Source organism: Leifsonia aquatica H1aii (assembly GCF_000633535.1).
GTDB lineage: Bacteria > Actinomycetota > Actinomycetes > Actinomycetales > Microbacteriaceae > Leifsonia > Leifsonia aquatica_A.
Genome location: NZ_AYMR01000008.1, coordinates 105,342 through 130,469 on the forward strand (window position 1 = coordinate 105,342; position 25,128 = coordinate 130,469).

Here is a 25,128-nt window from a genome sequence, read left to right on the forward strand (position 1 = left end):
TCATGTCCGGTCGGAGGCGCTACGCAGATCCGTGGCATCCGTTCGAGGAGACTAGCGCGAAACTCTCCGAAATCCTTCGCACTTTCGGGCTTAGGACCAGTGTGGCGGACGATGTCGACCAAGCTTTGGGCGACCTCGCGTCGATCAGACCGGACCTGCTGGTGCTGAACATAGGAAACCCACTAACAGGTGCGGATGAGCGAGTTCTAGCCAGAGGAAGAGATGGCCTTCTCTCCTACGTGAACTCGGGAGGTCCAATTCTGGCGATGCACTCCACGTCCACTTCGCTACGGCATATTCGCGAGTTTCCTGGGATCCTCGGAGGTTTGTGGGTACGAGGAACGACTTATCACCCACCTTATGGCCGCGTTGTCTTGCATCTCGCTGATTGTGCGGGCCGCAATCTCGACGACTTCGTGACCACAGACGAGGCATACAGTAACCTCGCCACGCTTCCCGGAAACAAGCTCATCGCAACGCACAGACTTGGCGAAACGGATCACCCGCTGATCTGGTATCGAGTACATTCGACCGGGTCTCGCGTTGTCTACGACGCGTTGGGGCACGACACCGCCAGCTACAACAAGTCAGATCATGTCGATCTGCTCCGGCAAGTCACGCGGTGGCTGGTGCGATCGACAGGCTTCACGGACTCCTTCACTCTGCCGAAGCGCGGTATAGCGGGGACCACAGAGGCGAAGAATACAGCGAGCCCGAAATATCTCGGGCGCGGACGGCCTGACCGCCGCGTCTAGAGGGATATGGACTAGACCGTGCCAGACGGCTACGTTTACTGATTTCTGCGAATGGATACCAAATGGTCGTGCCGTTTCCCAATCATTTGAGCCACCAATTTTAGGACCGCGTGCATGTCATCGACGGCTGGGGGAATCATGAGCAAACTCACTCGCTCCACGAGAAACGTAGTGATCGCGGCCATGGCCACTCTCGCCTTGAGCGTTGGGCTCGCCGGTTGCTCAGCGGCATCGGGCCAGCAGGCAAAACCCGCGTCGGGCGGAACGAGCTGTCTGAATCTACGTTCGACGATCACGAACCTGAAGGCGCTGAGCGCATGGTCGCTAAATCATCAAGACGCCAAGGGAGCGGCAAGCTGGATCAGCGGTATCGAAGGCGCACTGAAGTCCGAATTCTCAGGGGGTGCGGCAGCATCGCAGGTCCAGAGCGCCATCTCCCGACTCGACGAACAAATGAAACTTCTGACCGGACCAAACCATTCAGACGCCGTCGCTCAACTGCCCAACACCGTCGGTCAGATCGTAGATGGCCTGACGCCAGCTCGAGACGCCGTCTGCGGGTGAGCCGCCTCTCCGCGAGAGCATTGTTGAAGTATCAGACCGTGATCATATTCGAGCACAACGAGGTCCTCTCAGAGTGCAGCGACGGATCGCCGCGCAGGTTCGAAAATGCAGCCTCATATTCCCGTCCGTCACGCATGTCGGAGTAGCACCGTGGTTCGCTCCGCCGGTCGCGCAGGCGGACATCGGCTACGTCGCGCCGGGCTCAGAGCTCCGTACTGAACCCTTCGTCATCACCAAGCCGCCGAATGGACAGCACATACGTCGTCGACCGCCTAGTGAACGGCACCTCCGGGCGGCCAAGCGACTCAATATCGAAGACCGCCGGCTCGCCAACTTCGAGCTGCACGATGCGAAGAAGTCGCACCCAGCCTCGGTCATGGTCGCAGAGCTTCGACGGGAAGGCAACTTCAGGGCCGGCTTCACCGTTCCCTTTACCCGGCGGAGCAGTTCACGGTCCAGGTCCAAGTAGTACCCGCTCGCTTCCGTAACGACTTCCCACCGACCGCTTCTCGGCGCCGCCTCAGACGACTCGGGCTCCGTCAGCACCGAGAACACGGGCACTGGGCGGATCTAGTCGTTGCCGTCAGCGTCTTCGAGCTGTGCGTCCGTTCTTCCTTGCGCGGGCGTTGGCGCGGCGGGTGCCCTTTCGCCCTGGGAGCCAAGGCCGCGTTGATCCATCGCGTTCAGGCGTTGCCCCGTGAAGGCCGCGGCTGCTCTCCTCCATTCGTCGAGTGTTTCGTCGTCCCAGTCGCTCATTGCAGGTCCTCCCTCTGTTCTGGGTTCTACTGCCGCCACGACCAGGCAGCTCGTCCAGCCGCCTGCACGACGACTGGCGTGTCACCGTCGCGGAGCAATTCCCACATCGCTCGGCCCCCGGAGCGCTGTGCCCGGGACGTCAGCAAGATCCACCACGTCCACGGGTCTTCCACCGCGCCGGAGAGCTCACAAAGGACATCGCCGATCCCGGTTCCCCTTGGCAACGCGGGAGCAACGAGAACACCAACGGGCTCCTGCGGCAATACTTCCCCAAGGGCACCGACCTGGCCCGGCACACCCTCCACGAGCTCGCGATCGTCGCCGACGAACTCAATGATCGCCCCAGAAAATCGCTCGACTGGGACACTCCCGCTGAACGAATAGCTGCTTTACTGGAAGCCTCATAGGCAGGGGTGTTACGACGATTGCTGGAATCCAAGCGGTCGGGTGTTCGGAGATGTCGGTGGGCCAGAGCCGGTCAGGGCTGGTCGCGGTGAACTCCCGCCGGACGAGATCTTCGCGCACCGGTGGGCCGACCAGACGCCCTTTGCCGCGGCGTTTGCGGATGAATGCGCTGAAGATCTCGTTCTCCGAACACAGCCGCCACACCCGCCGCTCCGAAGCGGTGAACCCGGCCGCAGCGAGTCGTCGGCGATGAACCGGTAAGCGAACGCCGGGTCGTCGGTATACACGTCGATCGCCGCATTGGTCAGGTGCGCGTCGTCCCAGTCTCGCCGATACACGGGATCCTGTAGCCACCGGTAATAAGGCTGTTTCGCGAACTTCAGCACCCGACACGTCACCGCCACGGGGATCCCGTCGGAGGCGAGTTCACTCACGAGCGGGTAGAGCCTTTTGGGCCAGACAGGTTCGCCTGCGACAGATACGCCGCCGCACGCCGGAGGATCTCGACCTCCTGCTCGATCAGCTTCACCCGCTTACGCAGCTCACGGTTCTCCGCGGCCTCGCTCGAGGTCACACCGGAGCGGCGACCACTGTCGACCTCAGCGATCTTAACCCACCGCCGCACACACGACTCGGAAATCCCGAAGTCCTTCGCGATCTGCGCGAACGACGACTCCCGGCGCAACGCGATCGCGACCACGTCATCCCGGAACTCCTTGGGGAACGGCTTAGGCATGAGGACCTCCTTCCAGCGGCGACGAATCGCCACAGATCAGGAGTCACCTAAACCCTCAGCAGTCCCGCCGGAGCTTCGTGTGCGGGCGGTGCGGCTTGTTGCCGAGGCCAGGAAGGAGGATCCGGAGGTGTCGTTGAACGCGGCGGTGCTCCGGATCTGCCAGCGCGTCGGGGTGAATTCCGACACGTTGCGGGGCTGGTGCAAGCAGGCTGCGATCGACGCGGGGCGAGCGGCCGGGTACGACGACCAGTGACGCGTAACGGATCAGGGCGTGTGAGGTTGAGGTGCGGGAGCTGAAGCGGGCGAACGAGATCCTGTTGGCGGCATCCTCGTTCTTCGCGCGGGAGCTCGACCCGCGACTGCCGTGGTAGTTCAGTTTATCGATGATCATCGTGACCGGTTCGGAGTCGAGCCGATCTGCCGGGTGCTCACCGAGCATGTCGTGCCGATCGCTTCGTCCGGCTATTAGGTGTTCAAGACCCGGCCGGCATCGGCCCGGACGGTCTCGGATGCAGAGTTGGTCATCCAGATCGAGCGGGTTTTCTGGGACCGCAACCTGGGGCGAGGGATCAGCGGCGCCCGCAAGATCTGGCGGCTGCTGCGCCGCGAGGGAACTCTCCTCGCCCGCTGCACTGTGAAACGGCTTATGCGTCAGCAGGGTCTGCGCGGGATCCGCTGCGGCAAGTAGTTCGTCACCACGCGGCCGGATCAGACCGCTACCGGCCCCCGGATCGTGTCCAGCGCTGCTTCCGGGCGGACCGGCCCGGCGAGCTGTGGGTGGTGGACTTTACCTATGTTCCGACCTGGTCGGGGATGGCGTTCACCGCGTTCGTCACCGACGTGTTCTCCCGCCGGATCGTGGGCTGGCGCACGATGGGCCGGATGCCGACCGAGCTGCCGTTGGACGCTCTCGAGATGGCGCTCTGGATTCGGGATCGCGCCGGGCAGGACGTCACCGGTGTCATTCAGCATTCGGATGCCGGAGCTCAATACGCCGGCATCCGCTACGCCGAGCGACTTGCTGATGCCGGCGCGATCGCCTCGATCGGAACCATTGGGGACTCGAATAAAAATGCCCTGGCTGAGACCGTGGTCGGGCTCTACAAGAACGAATGCGTTAAGATCGACGACCCGTTCCGCAGCGCCGACAACCTCGAACTCGCCACCTTGCCCTGGGTGCACGGGTTCAACGAGAACCGGCTGCACTCCGCGATCGGATACCTCACCCCCATCGAGGCCGAGCACGCGTACCACCGAGAGAACACCTCCCGACAGCAGCCACTGCCCGGAAAACTCGCACTCCACTAAACCCGGGGCGATTCACCCGATAGGAACGAAAGCTAGGCCCACTTGCGATCGCTCGGTCTGTGTTCCAATTTAGCTAGCCGGAATCTTACGAGGCCTGATGTGTCAAGAGCGAGCTGTTTGGCGACGGTAATCGACCAGTAGAGCAAACCCGCGCGACTGAGGGTCCCACTGACGATCGATGTTCGGGCGGCTTACCGTTCGAACATCACCCGACCGCCCACGAGCGTCGCCGCCACCTGCACCTCCCGCAATGCCGCGTCCGGCGTGCCCTCGAGGTTCCTGTCCAGGATCACGACGTCGCCCTCAAGCCCCGGGGCCAGGCGCCCGCGGCCGTCCTGGCGGGAGGCGTGGGCGCTTCCCACGGTGGCGGCGAGCAGAGCCTGAGGGCGGGTGAGCTTCTCGGCAGGGAGGAGCGGCTGCGGGGCGCCGGGGGTCGAGCGGTTGACCGCGACGTGGAGTTGCTCGAACACGCTCGGTGTGGAGACCGGCCAGTCGCTCCCGAACGCGAGAGCGACGCCGGCCCTGACCATCGACGCGAACTCGTACTGGTGCGCGGCCAGCTCGGGGTCGAGGAACGGGAGGGTCGCCGTGAGCATCTGCTCGTCGGCGTGCGCCCAGAGCGGCTGGACGTTGGCGATGATGCCGGTCGCGGCCATCCGGTGAATGAGTTCCCGGTTCGTGAGCTGTAGGTGCGCGATCTGGTGCCGCCGGTCGGAGCTGCGGCCGGCGCTGCGACCGGCCACCGACTCCAGGAGCTCGATCGAGTCGCCGACGGCCCGGTCGCCGATGGCGTGGATGTGGATGTCGAAGCCGGCGGCGTCGAGGTCGGCAAACACCGGGAGCAACTCGTCCTTGGCGAAGAAGGTCAGGCCCGTCGGGTATTCCGTGTCGGCGAGGTAGGGGCGGCTCGTCGCGGCGGTGAACGTCTCGCACACCCCGTCGTACATCACCTTCGCGCCGGTGGCCTGGAACCGGGAGGCCGCGGGGACCTGCGCGCGCAGCTCGGCGAATCGGGCCGCAGCGTCGGAGAACCCCGTCCGCGGCAGCCACAGGTTGCCGGTCGCCCGGCCGACGAGTTCGCCGGACTCCGCGACCTCGAGGTAGGTCGAGAACACGTCGGTCGTTGGCACGAAGTCGCCGACGATCGCCTCCTGCCACCCGGTGACCCCAAACGACAGCAGGCGCTCCTGGCCGGCGAGCAATCCGGCCCGGCGCGCGGTGGGGTCGAGCGCGGGGAGCAGGTCCGAGACGAGTTGCATCGCCGACTCGTGCAGGAGGCCGGCAAGCCGGCCGTCCGGGAGCCGTTCGATGCGCCCGCCCGCGGGGTCGGGCGTGTCGGGTCGGACGCCTGCCAGCCGGAGAGCGACGCTGTTGACCCAGGCGCTGTGACCGTCGCGGTTGGCGAGATACGCGGGTCGGTCGGGGACGAGCCTGTCCAGCTGCTCGATCATCATCGTCGTGTCCTGGAAGTCGGCGAGAGCCCAGCCCCGGCCAACGACCCACTCGGCCTCGGGATGCGAGATCGCGTAGTCGGCGATCGTGGCGAGGACGCTCGCGCGGTCTACCGCGTCGGTCAGGTCGCATCGCATCAGCTCGATGCCGGACTCCACCACGTGCACGTGGGCGTCGGTGAAGGCCGGGATGACCGAGTTGCCTCCGGCGTCGACGACGGCCGACCCGCCGAGCGCGGGGGCGTCGGCCATGGCGGTGACGGCGGTGATCACGCCGTCGACGATCTCGATGGCGGCGAGTTGCCGCGACCCGGCGAGCGGGAGGTCGCAGTTGATGACGAGTGTGCGCTCCGGCGAGGTCATGCGGTGGGGTTCCTTTCGGCGAGGAGCCGGGACACCGTCTCGAGGGCGTGGGCGACGGTGCGTTCGGCGTCGGGGAGGCGGAGGAGGTCGGATCCGGCCTCGTCGGCCTCGAGTAGGTCGAGGTCTGCGCACCGGGCATGGGTGAGGAAGAGGGTGTCCGGAGCGGCGACGCGGAGAGCGTCGCGACGATCGCGGTCGAGCGCCGGGCAGACAACGACGAGGCCCGTTCCGCTCCGGTGAGCGTCCCCGAGGCCGCGCCCGACACGTTCGTCTGTCGGCTCCGCGCCCGCGTCGAGGAAGGGGACCCCGAGCCCTTCGGCCAGAAGCCTGCCGAAAGCCGTCGTCGCGCCGCCGGAGCCTCCCAGCACGACGACGAGCGGGCCCGGTGCCGCCACCATCCGCGGGGCGAGCCGTTCGGCGATCCGCAGGGCCTGCACGCGTCCCCGCTGGTCCCATCGGCAGCCGATGACCGTTCCCGCCGTCGATGCGGGCTCGACGACCTGGAGGTCGCCGTCGGTCCGGACCGCGAGAAGGTCGTACGACGGCGGCGGCAGCTGGTACCGCCCGGTCGGCCCCTCCTCATCCGGCACCGCGATCGCGTTCAGTCGCCCGCGGCCTGCCGGGGTGAGGCGGAGCACACCGTAGACACCGGCGTCGTAGTCGCCGGCGATGCCCGAGGGGTCGGCATCCGGGTCGAGGCCGACGGGCGACGCGGTCTCGCCGACGATGGCGGAGGTGATTGCGGAGACGACGGCCGCGGCGACCGCGGTGTGCACGCGCTCGCCCTCCGTCCCGTTGGTCAGCACGACGACCGCCGTGGCCTCCGACGGCACGAGGAGGAGCCGCGCGCAGTACCCGGTGGTGAGTCCGTCGTGCCACGCGACGCGGAGGCCGTCGTGATCGTCCAGGTACCAGGTGAGGGCGAAGGACTCGCCCGGGTGGTCGCGCGTCCGGTGCGGATCGAGCAGCGCCGCCGGCTCCGCTCCGGAGAGGAGATGCTCGGCGTAGGCGAGCAGGTCGTCGGCGGTGCTGACGATCCCGCCGCCCGGCACGTCCCAGCCGGGGAGCTGCCAGTGGCGCTGCCAGCCTGCGTCCCGGAGCACGACGGGAGCGCCGTCGGCGACGCCCTGCGGGACCGCGACACGGTGGGTGATCGCCTCGTCGGCGGTGGTAAACGTCGTCCGCATCCCGAGCGGGCGGACGATGTCCTCCTGGAGCTGGTCGACGTACGGCCGACCGTCGACGGCCTCCAGCACCGCGGCCGCGAGCATGATGCCCGCGTTGCTGTACGACCACGCGGAGCCGGGTGCGAAGTCGAGGGGCCGGCCGGCCAGCCGGGCGACAGCGACGTCGATGCCGTCGTCGCCGCGGTCGGCGAGGAGCAGCGGCGCGTCCCGGATCATCGCGTCGCCGGAGACCCCGGAGGAGTGGGTCAGCAGGTGGAGCACGGTGATCCGCGGGTCCACACCGGCGCCGGGGAGGAGCTCGGCGACGCTCTGGTCGAGGCGGAGCACGCCGTGCGCCACGGCACGAGCGACGAGCAGTGCGACGAACGTCTTGGAGATCGAGCCGATCTGGAAGAGCGTGCGCCCGTCGACCGGGAGCGGGTCGTCGACGCTCGTCGTGCCGAAACCCTGGACGGTGCGGTGGCCGGCGACGGAGATCCCGACGACGACACCGGGGACGGCCGCCTCCTGCCGGTGCGTCTCGACGGCGCGCTCGGAGACCCGTTCCAGCAGTTCCCGTCGTTCCGCCGTGGCGGCGGTCACGCCGGCGCCCGGTCGGCCGGCGCGGTGGAACGCTCCCGCTCGACGACGGCATGCGGATCCCAGCCGGGCCCGGGAACGGCGTCCATCAGCATCCGCGTGTACGGATGCTGCGGAGTGTCGAGCACGGCGTCGACGGCGCCGCTCTCGACGATCTCCCCGTTCCGCATCACATGCACGGTGTCGCAGACCTGCCTGACCACACCGAGGTCGTGCGTGATGAAGAGGAAGGCGAGGTTCCGCTCGGCGCGGATGGCGTTGAGGAGGTTGAGGATCTGGGCCTGCACCGAGACGTCCAGCGCCGAGACCGCTTCGTCGAGCACCAGGAGGTCGGGGTCGGCCGCGAGCGCGCGTGCGATCGCGACGCGCTGCCGTTGCCCTCCGGAGAGCGCGTTGGGTCTGCTCGCGGCGTGGGACGGGTCGAGTCCGACGTCGCACAGGAGCTCCTGCACCCGGGCGTCCCGCTCCCGCGCGTCGAGGGACAGGTGGAAGCGCAGCACCTCCGCGATCGCGGCGCCGACGGTCTGGGTCGGGTCGAGGGATGAGTACGGGTTCTGGAAGACCATCTGCATCCGCCGGGCGCGCGCTGCTGTCTGTGCGCGGCCACGCCGATACGTGAGGCCGTCGAGCAGCACCGTCCCGCCGGTGGCGGTCTCGAGGCCCATGACGATGCGGGCGAGCGTGGACTTGCCCGATCCGGACTCGCCGACCAGGGCGACGGCGTCGCCCGCGACGAGCTCGAAGGACACTCCCCGCAGCGCGTGCACGGTCTCGCCGCCGCGCCGGCGGGTGCGGAAGGTCTTCGCGAGGCTGTCGATCCGCAGGGAGAGGTCACGCGACATCGGAGACCTCCGTCCGGACGGCGGCGGAGAGGGGGCGGATGCAGGCGAAGCCGGTGTCGGCGCCGGTCGCCGTCCAGGGAGGGGTCTCGGCGCACGCGTCCACGGCCAACGGGCAGCGCGACCGGAACACGCACCCGGTGATCGTGACATCCAGTCCGGGAGGCTGGCCCGCGATCGCCGGCAGCTCGGCGCGACGACGCGACGGGTCCGGACGCGAGCGCAGCAGCGCCTGCGTTTAGGGGTGCTGCGTGCGCCCGGCGATGTTCGCGGCGTCGCCGACCTCGACGATGCGCCCGGCGTAGGCGACCGCGATCCGGTCACAGAAGGCCAGCGCGAGCTCCAGGTTGTGGGTGATGAACAGCATCGACAGCCCCCGCTCCCGACGCGCCCGGTCGAGCAGCGCGATGACGAGCGCCTGACTGGAGTTGTCGAGCGCCGTCGTCGCCTCGTCGGCGATGATGAGCTTCGGCTCCGGGAGCAGGGCAGCCGCGATGCAGATGCGCTGCAGCTGGCCGCCGGAGAACTCGTGTGGGTACCGCGAGAGCAGCGCGGTCGTGTCGCGGAGGCCCATGGAGGCGAGCATGTCGGCGGCCTTCGCCTTCGCTTCCGGCATCCTGACGCCCCGCTCCTGCACGAGCACCTCGGTCAGGAAGTCGCCGACGGTCCTGGTCGGGTCCATGATCGCTGCGGGATCCTGGAAGATCACACCGACGTCTGCCGAGCGCCAGCGGCGCATCGTCTCGGCGTCGCCGAGGTCGAGCTCGCGTCCGCCGACCGTGAGCCGCCCGCTGGCCGTCATACCGGTCGGGGGGATGCCGAGCAGGGCACGGGCGGTCACCGACTTGCCGCTGCCCGACTCGCCGACGAGGCCGAGGCACTCGCCGGGACGGATGGTGATGCTCACCTCGTCGACAACCCGGCGTCGTGCCGAGGGCAGCGTCACCACGAGATCGTCGATGTGGACGGTCGGCTCAGACATTGAAGCGCTTTCCGAAATAGTCGCCCAGGATGTTGAAGGCGAAGACGGTGAAGAAGATGGCGAGGCCCGCATAGAGCGACTCCTCCGGGTAGCCGCGGACGATGCTGGACTGTCCGGCGGCGACCATCGTGCCCCAATCGGCCGTCGGCGGCTGCACTCCGAGACCGAGGTACGAGACTGCCGCCATGTCGATGATCGCGTAGCCGAAGAGCACCGTGATCTGCGCCATGATCAGTCCGGCGAGATTGGGCAGCAGATGCCGCCAGACCACCCGGGACGCCCGGAACCCCTGGAGTCGGAGCGCGGCGATGTAGGGCTGCGCCGTCTGCTGCAGCGCGGACGAGCGGGTGACGCGGCCGATGTACGGCACGTAGGCGATCGCGAGCGCGATGCCGGCGGCGACCAGCCCGGCGCCGAACAGCGCGGTGGCGGCGAGCGCCAGGAGCAGCGCGGGAAGGACCAGGATCGTGTCAAACGCGCGCACGACGACCGCGTCGGCACTGGTACGTTTCCACGCTCCGAACACGGCCAGTCCGACACCGATGACGGTCGCGAGCCCCACGATGAGGATCGCCCCGAGCAGCGTGTAACGCGCGCCGTAGATCAGGCGCGAGAGGATGTCGCGACCCGACGCGTCCGTGCCGAGGAGGTGATCGGCGCTGCCGCCGAGGTAGGCGCCGCCGAGCGACCCGGTGTCGGGATCGTACGGGGCCACCAGGGGCGCGAAGATCGCGACGAGGACGAGCAGGACGAGGAACGCCGCAGCGATCCTCACGGTCCACGGCGAGCTCGCCCGCGACGAGAGCGTGTGCAGGAACCGGTAGCGCTTCGGCGCCTCGGTGGTCGCGGTCACGATGCCACCAGCCCTTCCGCCACCCGCGGGTCGAGCAGTCCGTAGAGGATGTCCACCAGCGTGCTCAGCAGGATGAACACGACGATCAGGATGAGCACGATCGCCTGTGCGACCGCGAAGTCGTTCTGGGTGATCGCCTGCACGAGCAGCGACCCGATGCCGTCGAGCCCGAACGCCGTCTCCACCACGACCGTGCCCGCGATCAGTCCGGCGATGCTCAAGCCCCCGACCGTGATCACCGGCAGGAGCCCGTTCCGCATCGTGTGGCGCATCGTGATCGTGCGCGGACGGATTCCGCGCGCGCTCGCCGCCCAGACGAAGTCGAGGGACTTCACGCCGTTGATCGACGCCCGGGTGACCTTGCCGATGTAGGCGATGTTCGACATCGACAGGGCGACGGCGGGAAGGGTCAGGAAGTAGATCCTCGACCAGAAGTCGGTTCCCGAGCCGTACGCCGGGAAGATCGGGAACTGCGCCGCGAAGAGGGCGATCAGGACCGTCGCGGCGACGAACGACGGGACGGCGATCCCGACCGAGTACAGGAATCGGAGCACCGAGTCTACCCATCCCGCTTTCAGGGCGGCCAGCGCTCCCGAGGTGATCCCGATCACCAGGATCAGGATGCCCGCGTAGACCAGCAGGAAGGAGGTCGTGGCGATCCGGTTCCCGAGCAGGCTCGACACGTCGGCTCGGTAGAGAAACGACGTGCCGAGGTTGTCGCCGAGGAAGTCGGTGAGCCAGTGGCCGTACTGCGCGAGCAGGCCCTCGTCGAGGTGGTACTGCTGCTTCACGTGGGCGATCTGCTCGGGCGACACGTTGCGCCCGCCGAGGAGCAGCGCGAGCGAGCTCGTCGGCGAGTAGTACATCGCGGCGTACACCGCGAAACTGGCCACTAGCGCGGTGATCACCGCGTAGAGCAGTCGCTTGGTGATGAACCAGACGAGAGTCATCGGTTCCTGTCTTTCGGGAGGGGTGGTCGGGAGGTGCTCTGTCCGGGCTCAGCGAGCGCCGAGTCGCGCCGCCCAGGGGAAGTTGAGCTGCACGAACGCCGTCGGGGCGCCGGTGAGCCGTTTGTTCATGAAGAGGGTGTTCGCCTCCTCCGCGATGGGCATCCAGGGCAGGTCGGTGGTGATCCGCTCCTGCGCCTTCGCGACGAGCGTCGCCCGCGCGCTCGGATCCGCCGTCTGCTTTGCTTCGGTCAGGGTGGAGTTCACCACGGAGTTGTCGTAGCCGAACGTCAGGCTGGAGGCGTCCTTCACGAACATCGAGTAGAAGTTGAGTGGGTCGGGCAGGTCGGGGTACCAGTCGGTCTCGAAGCCGTCGATGCCCTTCTGGAGGTTCTCGTCGCCGAAGATCGAGTTGTAGGTCTTCACAGGCATCGGCTTGAGCGTTATGTTCAGGCCGATCTGCTTCCCGGTCTGCTGGATGGAGTCGAAGATCGTCGCGACGTACTGCGAAGCGCCGCTGGCGTAGGCGAGGACGATCGGCTGGTTCGGCGAGCCCGCCTCCTTGACGAGCTGCTTCGCCTTCTCGAGGTTCTGCTCGGCTGCGGGGAGCTTGTCGTACGCGGCTGAGTAGATGTCCTTCGCGTAGGTCCACGTGTCGGGGCTGGCGAGGGCCTTGACCCCCGTCGCCGCGCCGGCGAACGCGTTGGAGACGATGCCCTTCCGGTCGAGGGCGTAGGCGAGGGCTCGGCGGATCTTCGGGTCGGTGAGGGGGCCCGACTTCGCCGAGACGATCAGCGAGAACACGATCGTGCTCGTCGTGTAGTAGACACTGCCGACCTTCGAGGTGGAGAGCCGCTGGAGGGCGTCCCAGGGCAGTTGGTAGCTCCCATCGACCTGCCCGCTGAGGAGGGCGTTCGCGAGGGTCGCGCCGTCGCCGATGAACGTGAAGGTCACCGCACCGACCTTGGGCTCGAGGGCGGAATCCCAGTACTTCGCGTTCTTGGTGATCGTGAGCTCCTTGCCGGGAGTCCAGCTGCCGAACTGGAACGGGCCCGAGCACATCGCGCCGCCGCTCGGCGTCCCGTACTTGTCACCCTTCGACTCGGCGTAGGCCTTCTCGATGACCGTGCCGGCCGGGCTCGACATCGCCCGGTCGAACTGCGCATCCGGAGCCGAGAGGTTCACGGTGACCTGATGGTCGCCGGTCTTCTCGACGCTCGTGACATCGGAGAAATAGGGCGCGTAGTAGGAGTTGAGGTTCGCGTCCTTGTTGCGCATGAGGCTGAAGGCCACGTCCTCCGGGGTCACCGGTGTGCCGTCCCAGAAGGTCGCGGCGGGGTTCAGGTCGTAGACCCAGGTGGTGGGCGTCGGGTTGCTGTGGCTGGTGGCCAGGCCCGGGTTTACCACCGACGGGTCGGTCGGGTCGACGCGCAGCAGGGTGTCGCAGAGGTTCGCGATCACCTGGTTCTCGGCGTAGTTGCCGGAATGTGCGGGATCGACGCTGGACGGCTCGTACTGCAGGTTCCATGTGATCTTGTCGAGTGCTCCGGTCGCCTTCGGGGTGTCCGAGCTGAACTCGATCTTCGCCGTGCTCTGGCCGTGCTGGCCACCTGCGCAGCCGGCGAGGAGGAGGATAGCGGCGGTCCCGGCGATGGCGCCGAGAAGTCGTCTGTGCGTCATTGCAATCCAATCGGACTCGGGTGGTGCGGTGTCCATAAAATTAATGGGCTTAATTATATGCACGGATCGACGAATAACTAAAGGTGTTAATTTTCCGTCTAGGATAGAGGCACCGAGGAGGGGGAAGGCGATGACCAATGCGCGGCGTCCGGCGGGGCGACCTTCGAAGCCGCTCTTGACGCAGGAGTCCATCGTCGATGCCGCGTTCGACGTGCTGGCCGAGACCGGAGCGGACGACTTCACCATGTCCCGCCTGGCCGGCCGTCTCGGCGTACAGACGCCGGCGCTCTACAACCACGTGCGCGATCGCCGCACCCTGGTCAACCTGATGCGCCGACAGACCGGCGCCAGGATCGAGGCGCACCACTTCGACTCGATGCCCTGGTACGAGGCGATCATCCCGTGGGCATACTCCTACCGCCAGGCCATCGCGACGAACCCCTACCTCATCGCCCTGCTCGCGGTCGTCGCGATCGACGGTACCGAGTCGTCGGTCACCGGCTACGAGTCGATCGTCAAGAGCTTTCTGCGCGGCGGCTGGCCGCTGCCAAAGATCGTCCGCGCCATCGTCGCCCTGGAGAACTTCATCATCGGCTCCTCCCTCGACGTCCTGGCGGAGGCGGACAACCTCGCCCCCTCCGGCAACGAGGACCTCGCCCCGACCTTCGTCGAGGCCCTCGAAGCGCAGCGCGCCACGACCGACGTCTCCCCGGCCGACGCCGCGTTCCAGTTCGGGCTCCGTGTGCTCATCAAAGGACTACGCTCGGAGGTCGCGCGATCCGCCGAACCGTGAGCGGAGTGGGTGCGCCTTGGGGTGAGCTTCGGTATGAGATTTCGCCCATCGGGTTCTTCTCGCGCCGGAAGCTCGGCAGCATGAATCTCGGATCGCGCGCCTGTCACGAAGCGACACTCGATCCCGCCCCGGGCATCTCCCCGCACGGCCAGGAAACCGGCGGAAGCGGGCAACTTCCTGCCGGACGATCTGGTGGCCACTCGGGATGGGGCCACCAGGTCACACACTGTGCAGCGCCGACCAGCCGAGGAACCCGAATGCCCGAGTCCCGCACCCGCAACCGCACCCGCGATCGTGTCGAGACCTTCATCAGTCCCGCCACCGATGCCCGGATCCGCGCCGGGTGCGACTGCGCGATCGACGCGACCACCTTCACCCGGTCCCGTCTCGCCCGGAGCGACCGGGGGTGAATGCGTGACAGGGGCGGGCGGCATCGCTCGCCCTCGCGCCGCGACAGCGAGCGCGACGCCGCTCTTCTCGAGGCCCGGCAGCACCGGTAGAGTCCGGCGAACCATGTCGCATTCCCATCGCGATCGACCCGGGGCCCAAGGAGCACCGCGGGGCCGCGCGGTTCCACGAGCTGCGGCCAACCGCGACCCAGAAGGTGGGTGACCCCGACCTGGATTCGGCAGAGTGCGCTCACTGTGGCCTCGTCCACTGTCGACGCCTCCGCAGGAAAATGGGCGCTTGAAAGCTGGAGGACGAGACCGGGCCGCACATCGGATACGCGCGCCCCTGGGGGCCTCCTCCCCACCGGCCTGGTGGAGACTGCCGGTGTCCGGGAATCGAGAAACCTGATCTCGGGAAGAGGCCGTGTCAGACTCGCTGTGTCGGCGCGTGCCAGCTGCGCGATCGATTCGAGTTGCCGTGCGTCGAACCCTGGTTCCGTCGTCTCAATCCTCTTTGTCCAGGTCTCTAAGGCAGCAACGGCCTTTCGATTCTCCTAAGCGTCGCTGTCGGGCGCGGGCTGGAATCGGTAACCCATACCCGGTTCGGTGAGGATGAACTGAGGTCGAGCCGGGTCGGGTTCGAGCTTCTTGCGGAGCTGCGCGATGTAGAGGCGAAGGTAACCCGAGTCGCTGATGTGCTGCGGGCCCCGGATCTCGGTCAGGATCGTGCGCTGGGTGATCAGCTTGCGCGGGTTGCGGAGGAGGAGCTCGAGGATCTGCCATTCCGTCGGCGTGAGCCGGACCGGCTTCTCCCGGCCGTCACCCTGAACGAGAACGATCTTGTTCGCCAGATCGACGGACACATTGGCGAATCGCACCACTGGTGACTCTACGGCGCCGGCAGCACGTCGGGTCAGTGCCCGGATCCGCGCCAGCAGTTCGTCGGCGGAGAAGGGCTTGGCGACGTAGTCGTCAGCGCCGGCATCCAGCGCCCCGACCTTGTCGGATGAGTCCGTTCGGCCGGAGACGACGAGGATGGGAACGGTGTTCCAGCCCCGGACCGCCTTGATCACCTCCACGCCGCTCAGTTGCGGCATGCCGAGGTCGAGGATCAGCAGGTCCGGATGCTGGTCGACCACCTGGCGCAGCGCTTCCTTGCCGTTGCGCGCCAAAGCGACGTCATAACCGTGCGCACCGAGCATGATGCGGAGCGCGCCGAGCATCTGCGGGTCATCGTCCGCGACGACGATCTTCACGTCAGCTATCCTTCATCGGTTCGGCGGCTGCTGAGTCATTGGCGGGCTCCTGGGAGCGCTGTGGTTCGCTCTCCTGTACGACAGGGAGGGACAGGACCATGGTGAGGCCGCCCGCCGGGGTGTCCTCGGCGGTGAGGGTCCCGCCCATGCCCTCTACGAAGCCCTTGGTCAGGGCCAGGCCGAGGCCGATGCCCGCGTTGTTGTCGGTATCGCCCATCCGTTGGAAGGGGTGGAAGATTTCCTCCTTGCGGTCGTCGGGCACGCCGGGGCCGTGGTCGGAGACGCGAAGCTCGACGTGCCCGCCGAAGGTGCTGGCACTGAGACGGGGCGGACGCCCGCTCGGGGAGTACCGGAGGGCGTTGCTCAGCAGGTTGACGATCGCCCGGCGCAGCAGCACCGGATCGGCGTTGACAGCGGGGAGGTCGTCCGGGACATCGATCATGACTTCGCCTGGCTTCACCGACAGTTCGTCGAGAACAGGCGGTAACAGATCCTCTAGATCCACCGGTTGCAACGAGACTCCGAGGACACCCGCCTGAACACGGCTGACGTCGAGGAGGTTGGTCAGGAGGTCGGCGAGGTTGCGCAGGCTGACCTCCGCAGTGTCAAGAAGCTCGACCTTGTCGCGGGCGGTGAGGCGGTTGCCTGCGGATCGAAGGCTGGTCACTGCGGCCGTCGCCGCTGCCAGGGGTCGGCGGAGGTCGTGGCCGACCGCAGCGAGCAGAGCGGTTCGGACACGGTCGGTGGCCTCCAGCGGTCCCACCTCCCGCGCCGCCGTGCTGAGGTCGGCGTGTTCCAGTGCCGCTTCGAGCTGGGTGACGATGACCGACAGCAGCCGTCGGTCGCCGGCCTGGAGATCGTCGCCGAACAACTCCAATGTTCCTCGCTCTCCGACCGTGACGCGGGTGGGCGTCGTGTCGGCCGGGATTTCTCCGTCGACGCTCTGCACGGCTCCGTCGTCCGCGGTGAAGCGCACCGCCCGCAGCCCGAACGCCTCCCGTGTGCGCGACACCAGGGACTGCACGGCGTCTCCGCCGCGAATCACGCTCCCGGCGATGGTGACCAGCAATTCCGATTCGGCGGCCGCACGAGCGGCGCTGCGGGTCCGCCGCGCCGACTGGTCGACGACCACGCTCACTAGGACAGCGATGACGATGTAGAGGGCCAGTGCGATCAGGTGGGTGGGCCGACCGATGGTGAGTGTGTTGTAAGGACTGACGAAGACAAAGTCAAGTGTCAGGCCCGACAGGACGGCCGCGAACAGCGCAGGCCAGATGCCGCCCACCAGGGCGACGACCACCACCAGGAGCTGATAGCTGAGCGCCTCGGCGGTGAGCGAGTCGCTGCTGCGGATCTGGGTCAGCCCCAGCGTCAGCAGGGGCCCGGCGATCAAGGCGAGCGCGAATCCGTAGACCCGGCGCCGGACGCTCAGCGCACCGGTCCGGCGGAATCTAGGCAGGTTGCGACCGCCCGCGGCGGCGTGCGAGACGATGTGCACGTCGATATCGCCGGACTCCCGAATCACGGTGGCACCGACTCCGGAACCAGTCAGGAACGCGGTGAGTCGAGTGCGCCGCGAGACGCCAATGACCAGCTGGGTCGCGTTGCTCGCCTTGGCGAAGGCGACGAGCGCTTCGGGGATGTCGGTACCGACGACCTGGTGGTAAGAGCCCCCGAGCTCCTCGACCAGTTTCCGCTGAGCGGCCAGAGCTGCTGGGTCGGTCTCCCGCAGGCCGTCCTGGCTGGCCACGTGCACGGCGAGCAGTTCGCCGCTGCCCGACCGGGCGGCCACCCGGGCGCCGCGTCGGAGAAGGGTCTCGCCTTCCGGGCCGCCGGTGAGCGCGACGACCACGCGCTCGCGTGCCTCCCACTTCGCTTGGATGCCGTGTTCGGCGCGGTAGCGCTGGAGCGACTGGTCGACTTCGTCGGCGAGCCAGACCAGGGTCAGTTCGCGCAGCGCGGTCAGGTTCCCGAGGCGGAAGTAGTTAGACAGGGCGGCATCGATCCGCGCGGCCGGGTACACCTGGCCGTCGGCGAGGCGGTCGCGCAGCGACTGGGGGGTGAGGTCGACGACCTCGATCTGGTCGGCGCTGCGCACGATGGAGTCCGGGATGGTCTCCCGCTGCGGCACCCCGGTGATCTGTTCGACGACATCGTTGAGGGACTCGATGTGCTGAACGTTCACCGTCGAGATCACATCGATGCCGGCCGCGAGGAGCGCCTCGACGTCCTGCCAGCGCTTCTCGTTCGCCGAGCCCGGGGCGTTGGTGTGGGCGAGCTCGTCGACCAGGGCGATCGCCGGTCTGCGGGCGATGACCGCGTCCAGGTCCATCTCCGTCAGCACGATGCCGCGATGCTCGACCGTCCTGCGCGGAATCACCTCGAGGCCGTCGAGTAGGGCGGCGGTGGCCTCGCGTTCGTGCGTCTCCACGACCGCCACCACGACGTCCTTGCCCAGGTCGTGGAGCCGGTGCCCCTCTTCGAGCATTAGGTAGGTTTTGCCGACTCCGGGTGCTGCGCCGAGCAGCACCCGGAGTCGGCCTCGTCCTGCCATCGGTCCGTGCTCCTACTTGTTTCCGGCGGGGTCCATCGCCGCCAGCGCGATGTTCAGCTGCAGCACGTCGACGATGGGCTCTCCGAGGTAGCCGAGGTCTCGCTGCTGGATGTGGCTGTTCACCAGCTTGCGAACGGAGTCGGCGCTGATTCCGCGCGCCTTGGCCACTGCATCCACCTGCAGGAGGGCGTACGCCGGCGAGATGTGCGGGTCCAGACCGGACCCGGAGGCGGTCACCGCGTCAGCGGGGATACGGTCGGCGTTGACACCGTCGGTCTTCTCGATGGTCTGCTTGCGTTCCTTGATCGCCTTGAGTAGGTCGGGGTTGTTTGGCCCAAGGTTGCTGCCGCTGGATGCCCCACCGTCGTATCCGTTGCCTGCGGCGGAGGGCCGGGACTGGAACCACTGCGGTAGTGGGTTGCCCTTCTTGTCGGTGAAGGACTGTCCGATCAGGGCCGAGCCGACCACCTTGCCCTGCGAGCTGACGGTCGTGCCGTTGGACTGGTTCGGGAAGGCGAGCTGGCCGATGCCGGTGATGAGCAGCGGGTATGCGACCCCCAGCACGACGGTGACGATGAGCAGCGCTCGAAGGCCGACCCAGTATTGGCGCCCGGTTCCACGTGCCGAAGCATTCATGATGAGTTCCGTTCCTGGTTCTTAGAATCCGGGGATCAAGCTGACCACGAGGTCGATCAGCTTGATGCCGATGAAGGGGGCGATGATCCCGCCGAGTCCGTAGATCAGCAGATTGCTGCGCAGCAGCACCGACGCGGTCGTGGCCCGGTACCGGACGCCGCGGAGCGCGAGTGGGATCAGGATGACGATGATGATCGCGTTGAAGATCACCGCCGACAGGATCGCTGAGGACGGCGAGTGCAGCTGCATGATGTTGATCGCCTGCAGGCCGGGGAACACTCCGACGAACATCGCGGGGATGATCGCGAAGTACTTGGCCACGTCGTTGGCGATCGAGAACGTCGTCAGGGCGCCGCGGGTGATCAGCAGCTGCTTGCCGATGCGCACGATGTCGATGAGCTTGGTCGGGTCGGAGTCGAGGTCGACCATGTTGCCGGCCTCCTTCGCCGCCGACGTTCCGGTGTTCATCGCGACGCCGACGTCCGCCTGCGCGAGCGCGGGTGCGTCGTTGGTGCCGTCGCCGGTCATCGCGACCAGGTTGCCGCCCTCCTGCTCCTTGCGGATCAGCGCGAGCTTGTCCTCCGGTGTCGCCTCGGCCAGGAAGTCGTCGACGCCCGCCTCGGCCGCGATCGCCTTGGCTGTGACCGGGTTGTCGCCGGTGATCATGACCGTGCGGATGCCCATTCGGCGCATGTCGGCGAATCGCTCGACCAGACCGGTCTTGACGATGTCCTTCAGGTAGATGACACCGAGGATCGTGGCCTCGCCCGACGCGGACTTGGTCGCGACAGCGAGCGGCGTGCCGCCCGCCTCGGAGATGTGCAGCACCTTCTCGTCCAGATCGCTGAGGATCGAGGACGGCACCCGGGCCGACTCCTCCGCCCACGCCACCACCATCGACGCGGCACCCTTGCGCACCTGCGAGCCGTCGGCAAAGTCGACGCCGCTCATCCTGGTCTGCGCCGTGAACGGCACGACCTCACCGGCCAGTTCCCCCTCGTGCGGGTAGCCGAGCTGGGAGGCGAGGGCCACCACCGAGGAACCCTCGGGGGTGGGGTCGCTCAGGGAGGCCAGCGCCGCGGCCTTGACCAGGTCGGCTTGGGCGACGCCCTCGACCGCGGTGAACTCCGCGGCCTGTCGGTTGCCGTAGGTGATGGTTCCGGTCTTGTCGAGCAGCAACGTGGTCACGTCGCCGGCCGCTTCGACCGCGCGGCCGGACATGGCGAGCACGTTGTGCTGCACCAGCCGGTCCATGCCGGCGATGCCGATCGCAGAGAGCAGCGCGCCGATCGTCGTCGGGATGAGGCACACGAGAAGTGCCACCAGGACGGTGACGCTCGGAGCGGCATCCGCGAAGCCCGCGGTGGGGCCGAGCACGAGCACGACGACGACGAAGATGATCGTCAGCGCGGCTAGGAGGATGTTCAGTGCGATCTCGTTGGGCGTCTTCTGCCGGGCAGCACCCTCGACGAGCTTGATCATCCGGTCGACGAAGGTCTCACCCGGCTTGCTGGTGATGCGGACCACGATGCGGTCGGAGAGCACCCGGGTGCCGCCGGTGACCGCGCTGCGGTCGCCGCCGGACTCGCGGACCACCGGGGCGGACTCGCCTGTTATGGCCGACTCGTCGACCGAGGCGATCCCCCAGATGATGTCGCCGTCCCCGGGGATCAGCTCGCCTGCGGTCACCACGACGACATCGCCGAGCGTGAGATCGGCCGATGCGACCTGCGCGACCGCGGCCGCGGTGGCCGCGGCGTCCGACTTCTCGTCGTAGTCGGTCACCCGGTTGGCCACCGTGGTGGTGCGCGTCTTGCGCAGGCTGGCCGCTTGCGCCTTGCCGCGGCCTTCGGCGACCGACTCGGCCAGGGTGGCGAAGAGCACGGTCAGCCACAGCCAGACGGCGATCGCCCAGGTGAATGCGAGGGTCGTCACCGTCCCTCCGGACTTCTGCTGGCCGAGGAAGGGCTCGGCGATCGCCAGGATTGTGGTCAGTGCCGCGCCGATCTCGACGATGAACATGACCGGGTTGTGCCACATGTCGCGCGGGTCGAGCTTGCGGAACGCGCCGGGAAGGCCGGCGATCAGCTGCCGGGCGTTGAACGCGCCCTTCGGTGCTCTGTCGCCGTGATCCTGGTGGTGCTGTCCGCGCGGATCCGCGGTGTTGGTGAGTGTGGACATGATCAGTGCAGCCCTTCCGCCAGGGGACCCAGCGCGAGAACGGGGAAATAGGTGAGTGCGGCGACGATGATGACCACGCCGACGACGAAGGCGACGAACAGGGGCCGGTGCGTGGGCAGCGTGCCCGACGTGGCCGGGACCTTGTCCTGCGCTGCGAGGGAGCCGGCCAGTGCCAGGACGAACACGATCGGCAGGAACCGGCCGAGGAACATCACGCTTCCGAGGGCGGCGTTCAGCCACGGAGTGTTCGCGGTGAGGCCGGCGAACGCGGAGCCGTTGTTGTTGGCCGCCGAGGTGAAGGCGTACAGCACCTCGGAGAAGCCGTGCTGGCCGGGGTTGAAGATCGAGACCTTCTCGATGTTGTCCTTGATCGCCGGGATCGCGAAGCTCAGGCCGGTGCCGAGCAGCACCAGCGTCGGGGTCATCAGGATGTAGAGGCTGGCGAGCTTGATCTCCCGCGAGCCGATCTTCTTGCCCAGGTACTCCGGGGTTCGGCCGACCATCAGTCCGGCCAGGAACACGGAGATGATCGCGACGACGAGGATGCCGTAGAGTCCGGCGCCGATACCACCGGGAGCGACCTCGCCGGTCATCATGTTGATCATCGTCATCATCCCGCCCAGCGGGGTGAAGCTGTCGTGCATCGAGTTCACCGCACCGGTCGAGGTCAGGGTGCTCGTCGTCGCGAACAGGGTCGAGCCGAGGATGCCGAACCGCTGCTCCTTGCCCTCGAGCGCCCCGCCGGCGGCTTGGGTGGCCGTTCCGCCGCCCTGCAGCTCGAAGAGAGTCAGTGCGACGAGCGAGACGACGAAGATCGTCGCCATCGCGCCGAGTATCGCGTAGCCCTGGCGGTTGTCGCCCACCATCTTGCCGAACGTCCGGGGTAGGGAGAACGGGATCAGCAGCATCAGGAAGATCTCGACGAGGTTCGTCCACGCCGTCGGGTTCTCGAAGGGGTGCGCGGAGTTCGCGTTGAAGAATCCGCCGCCGTTGTTACCCAGGAGCTTGATCACCTCCTGCGACGCGACCGGACCACCCGGAATCGTCGCCGTGCCTCCGGTGAGGGTGCTCACTGTGGTGAACCCGTTGAAGTTCTGAATCACACCGCCGACGACGAGGAGGACGGCGAAGACGATGGAGAGCGGAAGCAGGATGCGCAGCGTCGCCCGGGTCATGTCCACCCAGAAGTTGCCGATCGTGCCGGAGCGGTGTGCGGCGAAGCCACGGACCAGGGTGATGGCGACGGCGATGCCGACAGCGGCGGAGAGGAAGTTTTGCACCGCCAGCCCGGCGATCTGCACCGTGTAGCCGACCGTGACCTCCGGCGAGTACGACTGCCAGTTAGTGTTGGTCACGAACGAGATCGCCGTGTTGAACGACAGCCCCTCCGGCACGGCCGGCAGGCCGAGAGAGTAGGGCAGCACCGCCTGGGCGCGCTGCAGCGCATACACCAGCAGCACCCCGAGGATGGAGAACGCCAACACACTGCGCAGGTAGACCGACCAGCTCTGGTCGACCCTGGAGTCGACTCCGATCACCCGGTAGAACCCGCGCTCGACGCGGAGGTCCTTCCTCGACGTGAACGTCGCCGCCATGTAATCACCCAATGGGCGATAGGAAAGCCCGAGCAGGAGGACGAGCGTGGCGAGCATCGCCACGAAAAGCCAGATCGTCATCTCTAGAACTTCTCCGGCTTCAGCAGGGCATACACCAGGTATGCGATCGAAGCGACGGCCAATGCCGCCGCCAGCAGGTTGAAGAAGATCACAGCTTCTCCACCCCTCTGCCGACCAGGGCGACGATCGCACCGAGCGCGATGATCCCCACGACGCAAATCAGGTCCAACACGGGAATGTCTCCATCCGGGTTACAACGCCTTGGGGCCAAGGCGTCGGGATCCGGCGCTTTGCCGGAACCATTGACCTATATAAGTGGAAGCCGAACTCCCGGAACCGGGTCCTAACGCTATCCATACGCCGGGTACGGAAGTCCTAACGGTTTCCCTCCGGGACACGGCCGCAGCGGCCTCGAATAGAGGCGGAACGGTGTGACCGCGCGGCGCACATCTCCCGTTTGCACAGCGTTAGTTTCGGCCGGCAGGGCGTGGAGGTTCCGTTAGGAGGACCCAAGAGCACTCGTTAGCGGCGTAGAACCATCGCTTGTGACCATTCGCAATGCAGGTGTCGCATGACACTGACACACATCCTCCCTTCGCTTCGTGCCTCAATGCCGAACCCACTCGGACGCGACCTCTGGCCCGAGTTCACCACTACCTCGATCGACGACGTCACCGTCGCCGGTGTCTCCCTCACCCGCCTCGCCGAGTGGTGCAATACCCCGTCTGTCCACACTGCAGCCGCGGTGATTCCCGGCACCGGGGGCATGCCTTCGCCCACCGAGACCACCTCCGTCATCGTCACGCGTGTGATTGAGATCAACACGGCGGCAGACGGCGCGATCGACATCTGGATCGACGCGCGCCTCACCGAGTCGAACGCTGTCATTTGCGAACTGCGATTGATCGGCCGCGTATCGACCGCGAGCGACGCCTGCGCACGCATCCACCCGGTGGGCGAGTCCGTCGGGTCTCTGGCCGTGCCGGAGGTGGTGTCCGATCTCCGCGTCGGCGACCTGCTCGCCATCCCCTGCCAGGGCACCACGCGTCTGCGTGAGGTCGACCCTGCACGCCGTCACGTTCCCGACGACGACGAGCGTTCATGGTCCGCCACGACCTGCAGACGATGAACGAACGCCGCACTCGCCAGGAACGCGTTAGCGTTCGGGCCCACACCGTATGGACATCGCAAAGATCGGCGCGGCGACGATGACAGCGGCGCATCCTAATCTCGTGAAAGAGCTTGTCCGCCGGCTCCTCGAGGGACGCACCCCCTGGGGAACTCTCGACGTATCTCCCGCCAGCCGCGGGATCTGGCAACGAGTGCGGCTCACCGTGTATCCACCCGGCATCACCCACGGGCAGCGCCGGCTCCTGCATCTCAGCCACACCTGGCCCGTCGGCGGCGGAATCGTCTGCCTCTTCTCCCTCGTATTCCTCAGCGACAAAGGGCCCGTGCTCAGCCTGGTGACCGTGCTCTCGGTCTACGTGGCGGGCTTCCTGGTGCTGCGCCGGCTCACTCGTGACCTTCGCGCCCAATCGCGCACCGTCACAGTGGCCTCCGAATACATCGGCGGCGAGCTCCGGGAGTTCGGCAACGTCCACCTCTTTCGAGCTGCTGCGACCCGCCTCATGGACCTAGAGACGCGTCGCCGAACAGGACTCCTCGACCCGGTGCGCTACGAAGCCGAATGGACGGACGTCTACGACTCGCTGCCCGCCGAGACCGTCCAGGTCTTCGAGCACCACTGAAACTCACAGCCAGGTCGACGTGCCAAGTAGCGCGAACCAGGACCATGAACGAGTTTGTTCGACGTCTGACCGAGGGACACGCACCCTGGGGCCGCAAGGTCGTGCGGCCCGCGAGCCCAGGACTCTGGGAGCGCTACCCGCTGACGATCTACCCACCCGGGACACCGGCGACAGGGCGACGGGTTCTCCAGTTCGTGCGAACATGGCCGATTACCGGAGCAACCCTTGCTGTCACGACCGGCGCCGCTCTGCACCCCGGGATGGCCGATCGTCGTCGTCGCGTATCTAGCCGGCCTCTGGCTAGGGCCGAATCTCACCCGAGACCTCCCGAGTCGAGCCCGAGCAATCCGGGCAGATGAAATCCTCGTCGCCGGCGAGATGACCGAATGCGGGGATGTGCAAGGGCTTCGGGTAGTCATCACCCGGCTCGACCAACTGGAATCGCAACGCCGAGGCTGCATCGACCCCGTACGCTACGAAGCAGAATGGGCCGCCATCTACAACTCAGCTGCAAGCCGAGAACACGTTCGAGTTTGACCGACAACGC

The 25,128-nt window shown here is 67.1% G+C and carries 24 protein-coding genes, 2 pseudogenes and 1 other annotated feature; of the genes and pseudogenes, 10 read left to right on the plus strand and 16 right to left on the minus strand.

Annotation, left to right across the window (positions count from 1 at the left end; genetic code table 11):
- Positions 1 to 2 precede the first annotated feature (2 nt).
- The gene (locus tag U870_RS23635) at positions 3 to 755 is read left to right on the plus strand and encodes a ThuA domain-containing protein (protein WP_081815230.1); all 753 of its coding nucleotides are present in this window, start codon (positions 3 to 5) and stop codon (positions 753 to 755) included.
- A gap of 138 nt (positions 756 to 893) precedes the next feature.
- Entirely contained in the window at positions 894 to 1,319 is a 426-nt protein-coding gene (locus U870_RS24320; protein ID WP_162819112.1) for a hypothetical protein, read from the plus strand.
- Between the two features lie 570 nt (positions 1,320 to 1,889).
- On the opposite strand, the gene U870_RS24325 is transcribed toward U870_RS24320, so the two are convergent.
- Positions 1,890 to 2,075: a hypothetical protein gene (locus U870_RS24325; protein WP_162819113.1), complete on the minus strand. Its 186-nt coding sequence runs from the start codon at positions 2,073 to 2,075 to the stop codon at positions 1,890 to 1,892.
- Between the two features lie 203 nt (positions 2,076 to 2,278).
- Between U870_RS24325 and U870_RS23640 the strand changes: the two are divergent.
- Positions 2,279 to 2,482, plus strand: a pseudogene (locus U870_RS23640) (transposase); the annotation flags it as partial.
- Positions 2,483 to 2,910: 428 nt separating this feature from the next.
- Here the strand turns inward: U870_RS23640 and U870_RS0108200 are convergent.
- The gene (locus U870_RS0108200) at positions 2,911 to 3,216 is read right to left on the minus strand and encodes an IS3 family transposase (RefSeq protein ID WP_025156920.1); all 306 of its coding nucleotides are present in this window, start codon (positions 3,214 to 3,216) and stop codon (positions 2,911 to 2,913) included.
- On the opposite strand from U870_RS0108200, the pseudogene U870_RS22460 reads away from it, so the two are divergent.
- Positions 3,215 to 4,524: pseudogene (locus tag U870_RS22460) on the plus strand (IS3 family transposase). The gene U870_RS0108200 and the pseudogene U870_RS22460 sit on opposite strands and share 2 nt — an antisense overlap.
- Positions 3,545 to 3,673, plus strand: a sequence feature (AL1L pseudoknot). Its footprint overlaps the pseudogene before it by 129 nt.
- A gap of 191 nt (positions 4,525 to 4,715) precedes the next feature.
- On the opposite strand, the gene U870_RS0108215 reads toward U870_RS22460, so the two are convergent.
- From U870_RS0108215 to U870_RS0108245, 8 genes are read right to left on the minus strand one after another with little or no spacing between them, the layout of a single operon-like run.
- Complete coding sequence (locus tag U870_RS0108215; protein WP_025156921.1) at positions 4,716 to 6,338, minus strand: amidohydrolase; 1,623 nt, start codon at positions 6,336 to 6,338, stop codon at positions 4,716 to 4,718.
- Complete coding sequence (locus U870_RS23085; RefSeq protein WP_025156922.1) at positions 6,335 to 8,107, minus strand: serine hydrolase domain-containing protein; 1,773 nt, start codon at positions 8,105 to 8,107, stop codon at positions 6,335 to 6,337. Before U870_RS23085 ends, U870_RS0108215 begins: the two co-directional genes overlap by 4 nt.
- Positions 8,104 to 8,946 carry an ABC transporter ATP-binding protein gene (locus tag U870_RS0108225; protein WP_025156923.1) on the minus strand — a complete coding sequence of 281 codons (843 nt, stop codon included), beginning with the start codon at positions 8,944 to 8,946 and terminating at the stop codon, positions 8,104 to 8,106. The genes U870_RS23085 and U870_RS0108225 overlap by 4 nt, the downstream gene beginning before the upstream one ends.
- Positions 8,936 to 9,172 (minus strand): oligopeptide/dipeptide ABC transporter ATP-binding protein, encoded by a 237-nt coding sequence (locus tag U870_RS23650; protein WP_081815233.1) that lies wholly within the window; start codon positions 9,170 to 9,172, stop codon positions 8,936 to 8,938. The genes U870_RS0108225 and U870_RS23650 overlap by 11 nt, the downstream gene beginning before the upstream one ends.
- Positions 9,173 to 9,181: 9 nt before the next feature.
- On the minus strand, positions 9,182 to 9,925 hold the full coding sequence (locus U870_RS22465; RefSeq protein ID WP_052357641.1) for an ABC transporter ATP-binding protein: 744 nt from the start codon (positions 9,923 to 9,925) through the stop codon (positions 9,182 to 9,184).
- Complete coding sequence (locus tag U870_RS0108235; RefSeq protein ID WP_025156924.1) at positions 9,918 to 10,778, minus strand: ABC transporter permease; 861 nt, start codon at positions 10,776 to 10,778, stop codon at positions 9,918 to 9,920. The genes U870_RS22465 and U870_RS0108235 overlap by 8 nt, the downstream gene beginning before the upstream one ends.
- Positions 10,775 to 11,728 carry an ABC transporter permease gene (locus tag U870_RS0108240; RefSeq protein ID WP_025156925.1) on the minus strand — a complete coding sequence of 318 codons (954 nt, stop codon included), beginning with the start codon at positions 11,726 to 11,728 and terminating at the stop codon, positions 10,775 to 10,777. Before U870_RS0108240 ends, U870_RS0108235 begins: the two co-directional genes overlap by 4 nt.
- Positions 11,729 to 11,776: 48 nt before the next feature.
- Entirely contained in the window at positions 11,777 to 13,405 is a 1,629-nt protein-coding gene (locus U870_RS0108245) for an ABC transporter substrate-binding protein (RefSeq protein WP_025156926.1), read from the minus strand.
- Between the two features lie 175 nt (positions 13,406 to 13,580).
- Here U870_RS0108245 and U870_RS0108250 point away from each other — a divergent pair, with 175 nt between their 5' ends.
- Positions 13,581 to 14,198 carry a TetR/AcrR family transcriptional regulator C-terminal domain-containing protein gene (locus U870_RS0108250; RefSeq protein WP_052357643.1) on the plus strand — a complete coding sequence of 206 codons (618 nt, stop codon included), beginning with the start codon at positions 13,581 to 13,583 and terminating at the stop codon, positions 14,196 to 14,198.
- Positions 14,199 to 14,455: 257 nt separating this feature from the next.
- Positions 14,456 to 14,608, plus strand: coding sequence for a hypothetical protein (locus U870_RS24330; protein ID WP_162819114.1), 153 nt, complete (start codon positions 14,456 to 14,458; stop codon positions 14,606 to 14,608).
- A gap of 533 nt (positions 14,609 to 15,141) precedes the next feature.
- On the opposite strand, the gene U870_RS0108260 is transcribed toward U870_RS24330, so the two are convergent.
- Genes U870_RS0108260 through kdpF form a run of 6 tightly spaced genes read right to left on the minus strand, consistent with a single transcriptional unit; the run spans position 15,142 to position 22,982 of the window.
- On the minus strand, positions 15,142 to 15,843 hold the full coding sequence (locus U870_RS0108260) for a response regulator (RefSeq protein WP_025156928.1): 702 nt from the start codon (positions 15,841 to 15,843) through the stop codon (positions 15,142 to 15,144).
- A gap of 1 nt (position 15,844) precedes the next feature.
- Positions 15,845 to 18,397 (minus strand): ATP-binding protein, encoded by a 2,553-nt coding sequence (locus U870_RS0108265; protein ID WP_025156929.1) that lies wholly within the window; start codon positions 18,395 to 18,397, stop codon positions 15,845 to 15,847.
- A gap of 12 nt (positions 18,398 to 18,409) precedes the next feature.
- Positions 18,410 to 19,033 (minus strand): potassium-transporting ATPase subunit KdpC, encoded by a 624-nt coding sequence (kdpC, locus tag U870_RS0108270; protein WP_025156930.1) that lies wholly within the window; start codon positions 19,031 to 19,033, stop codon positions 18,410 to 18,412.
- Positions 19,034 to 19,054: 21 nt separating this feature from the next.
- Positions 19,055 to 21,214: a potassium-transporting ATPase subunit KdpB gene (gene kdpB / locus U870_RS0108275; RefSeq protein ID WP_025156931.1), complete on the minus strand. Its 2,160-nt coding sequence runs from the start codon at positions 21,212 to 21,214 to the stop codon at positions 19,055 to 19,057.
- Between the two features lie 2 nt (positions 21,215 to 21,216).
- On the minus strand, positions 21,217 to 22,890 hold the full coding sequence (kdpA, locus tag U870_RS0108280) for a potassium-transporting ATPase subunit KdpA (protein WP_025156932.1): 1,674 nt from the start codon (positions 22,888 to 22,890) through the stop codon (positions 21,217 to 21,219).
- 2 nt (positions 22,891 to 22,892) lie between these two features.
- A complete protein-coding gene (gene kdpF, locus U870_RS23655) occupies positions 22,893 to 22,982 on the minus strand; it encodes a K(+)-transporting ATPase subunit F (protein ID WP_081815236.1) in 90 nt (29 codons plus the stop codon).
- Between the two features lie 458 nt (positions 22,983 to 23,440).
- Here kdpF and U870_RS0108295 point away from each other — a divergent pair, with 458 nt between their 5' ends.
- The 4 genes from U870_RS0108295 (at position 23,441) to U870_RS25160 (ending at position 25,118) form a co-directional block, all read left to right on the plus strand.
- Positions 23,441 to 23,959 carry a hypothetical protein gene (locus tag U870_RS0108295; protein WP_240183659.1) on the plus strand — a complete coding sequence of 173 codons (519 nt, stop codon included), beginning with the start codon at positions 23,441 to 23,443 and terminating at the stop codon, positions 23,957 to 23,959.
- A 103-nt stretch (positions 23,960 to 24,062) separates the two neighbouring features.
- Positions 24,063 to 24,581: a DUF6611 family protein gene (locus U870_RS0108300; protein ID WP_043709813.1), complete on the plus strand. Its 519-nt coding sequence runs from the start codon at positions 24,063 to 24,065 to the stop codon at positions 24,579 to 24,581.
- A gap of 44 nt (positions 24,582 to 24,625) precedes the next feature.
- On the plus strand, positions 24,626 to 24,940 hold the full coding sequence (locus U870_RS25155) for a DUF6611 family protein (protein WP_430623522.1): 315 nt from the start codon (positions 24,626 to 24,628) through the stop codon (positions 24,938 to 24,940).
- On the plus strand, positions 24,849 to 25,118 hold the full coding sequence (locus tag U870_RS25160) for a DUF6611 family protein (RefSeq protein WP_430623523.1): 270 nt from the start codon (positions 24,849 to 24,851) through the stop codon (positions 25,116 to 25,118). The genes U870_RS25155 and U870_RS25160 overlap by 92 nt, the downstream gene beginning before the upstream one ends.
- The last annotated feature ends 10 nt before the right edge of the window (positions 25,119 to 25,128 follow it).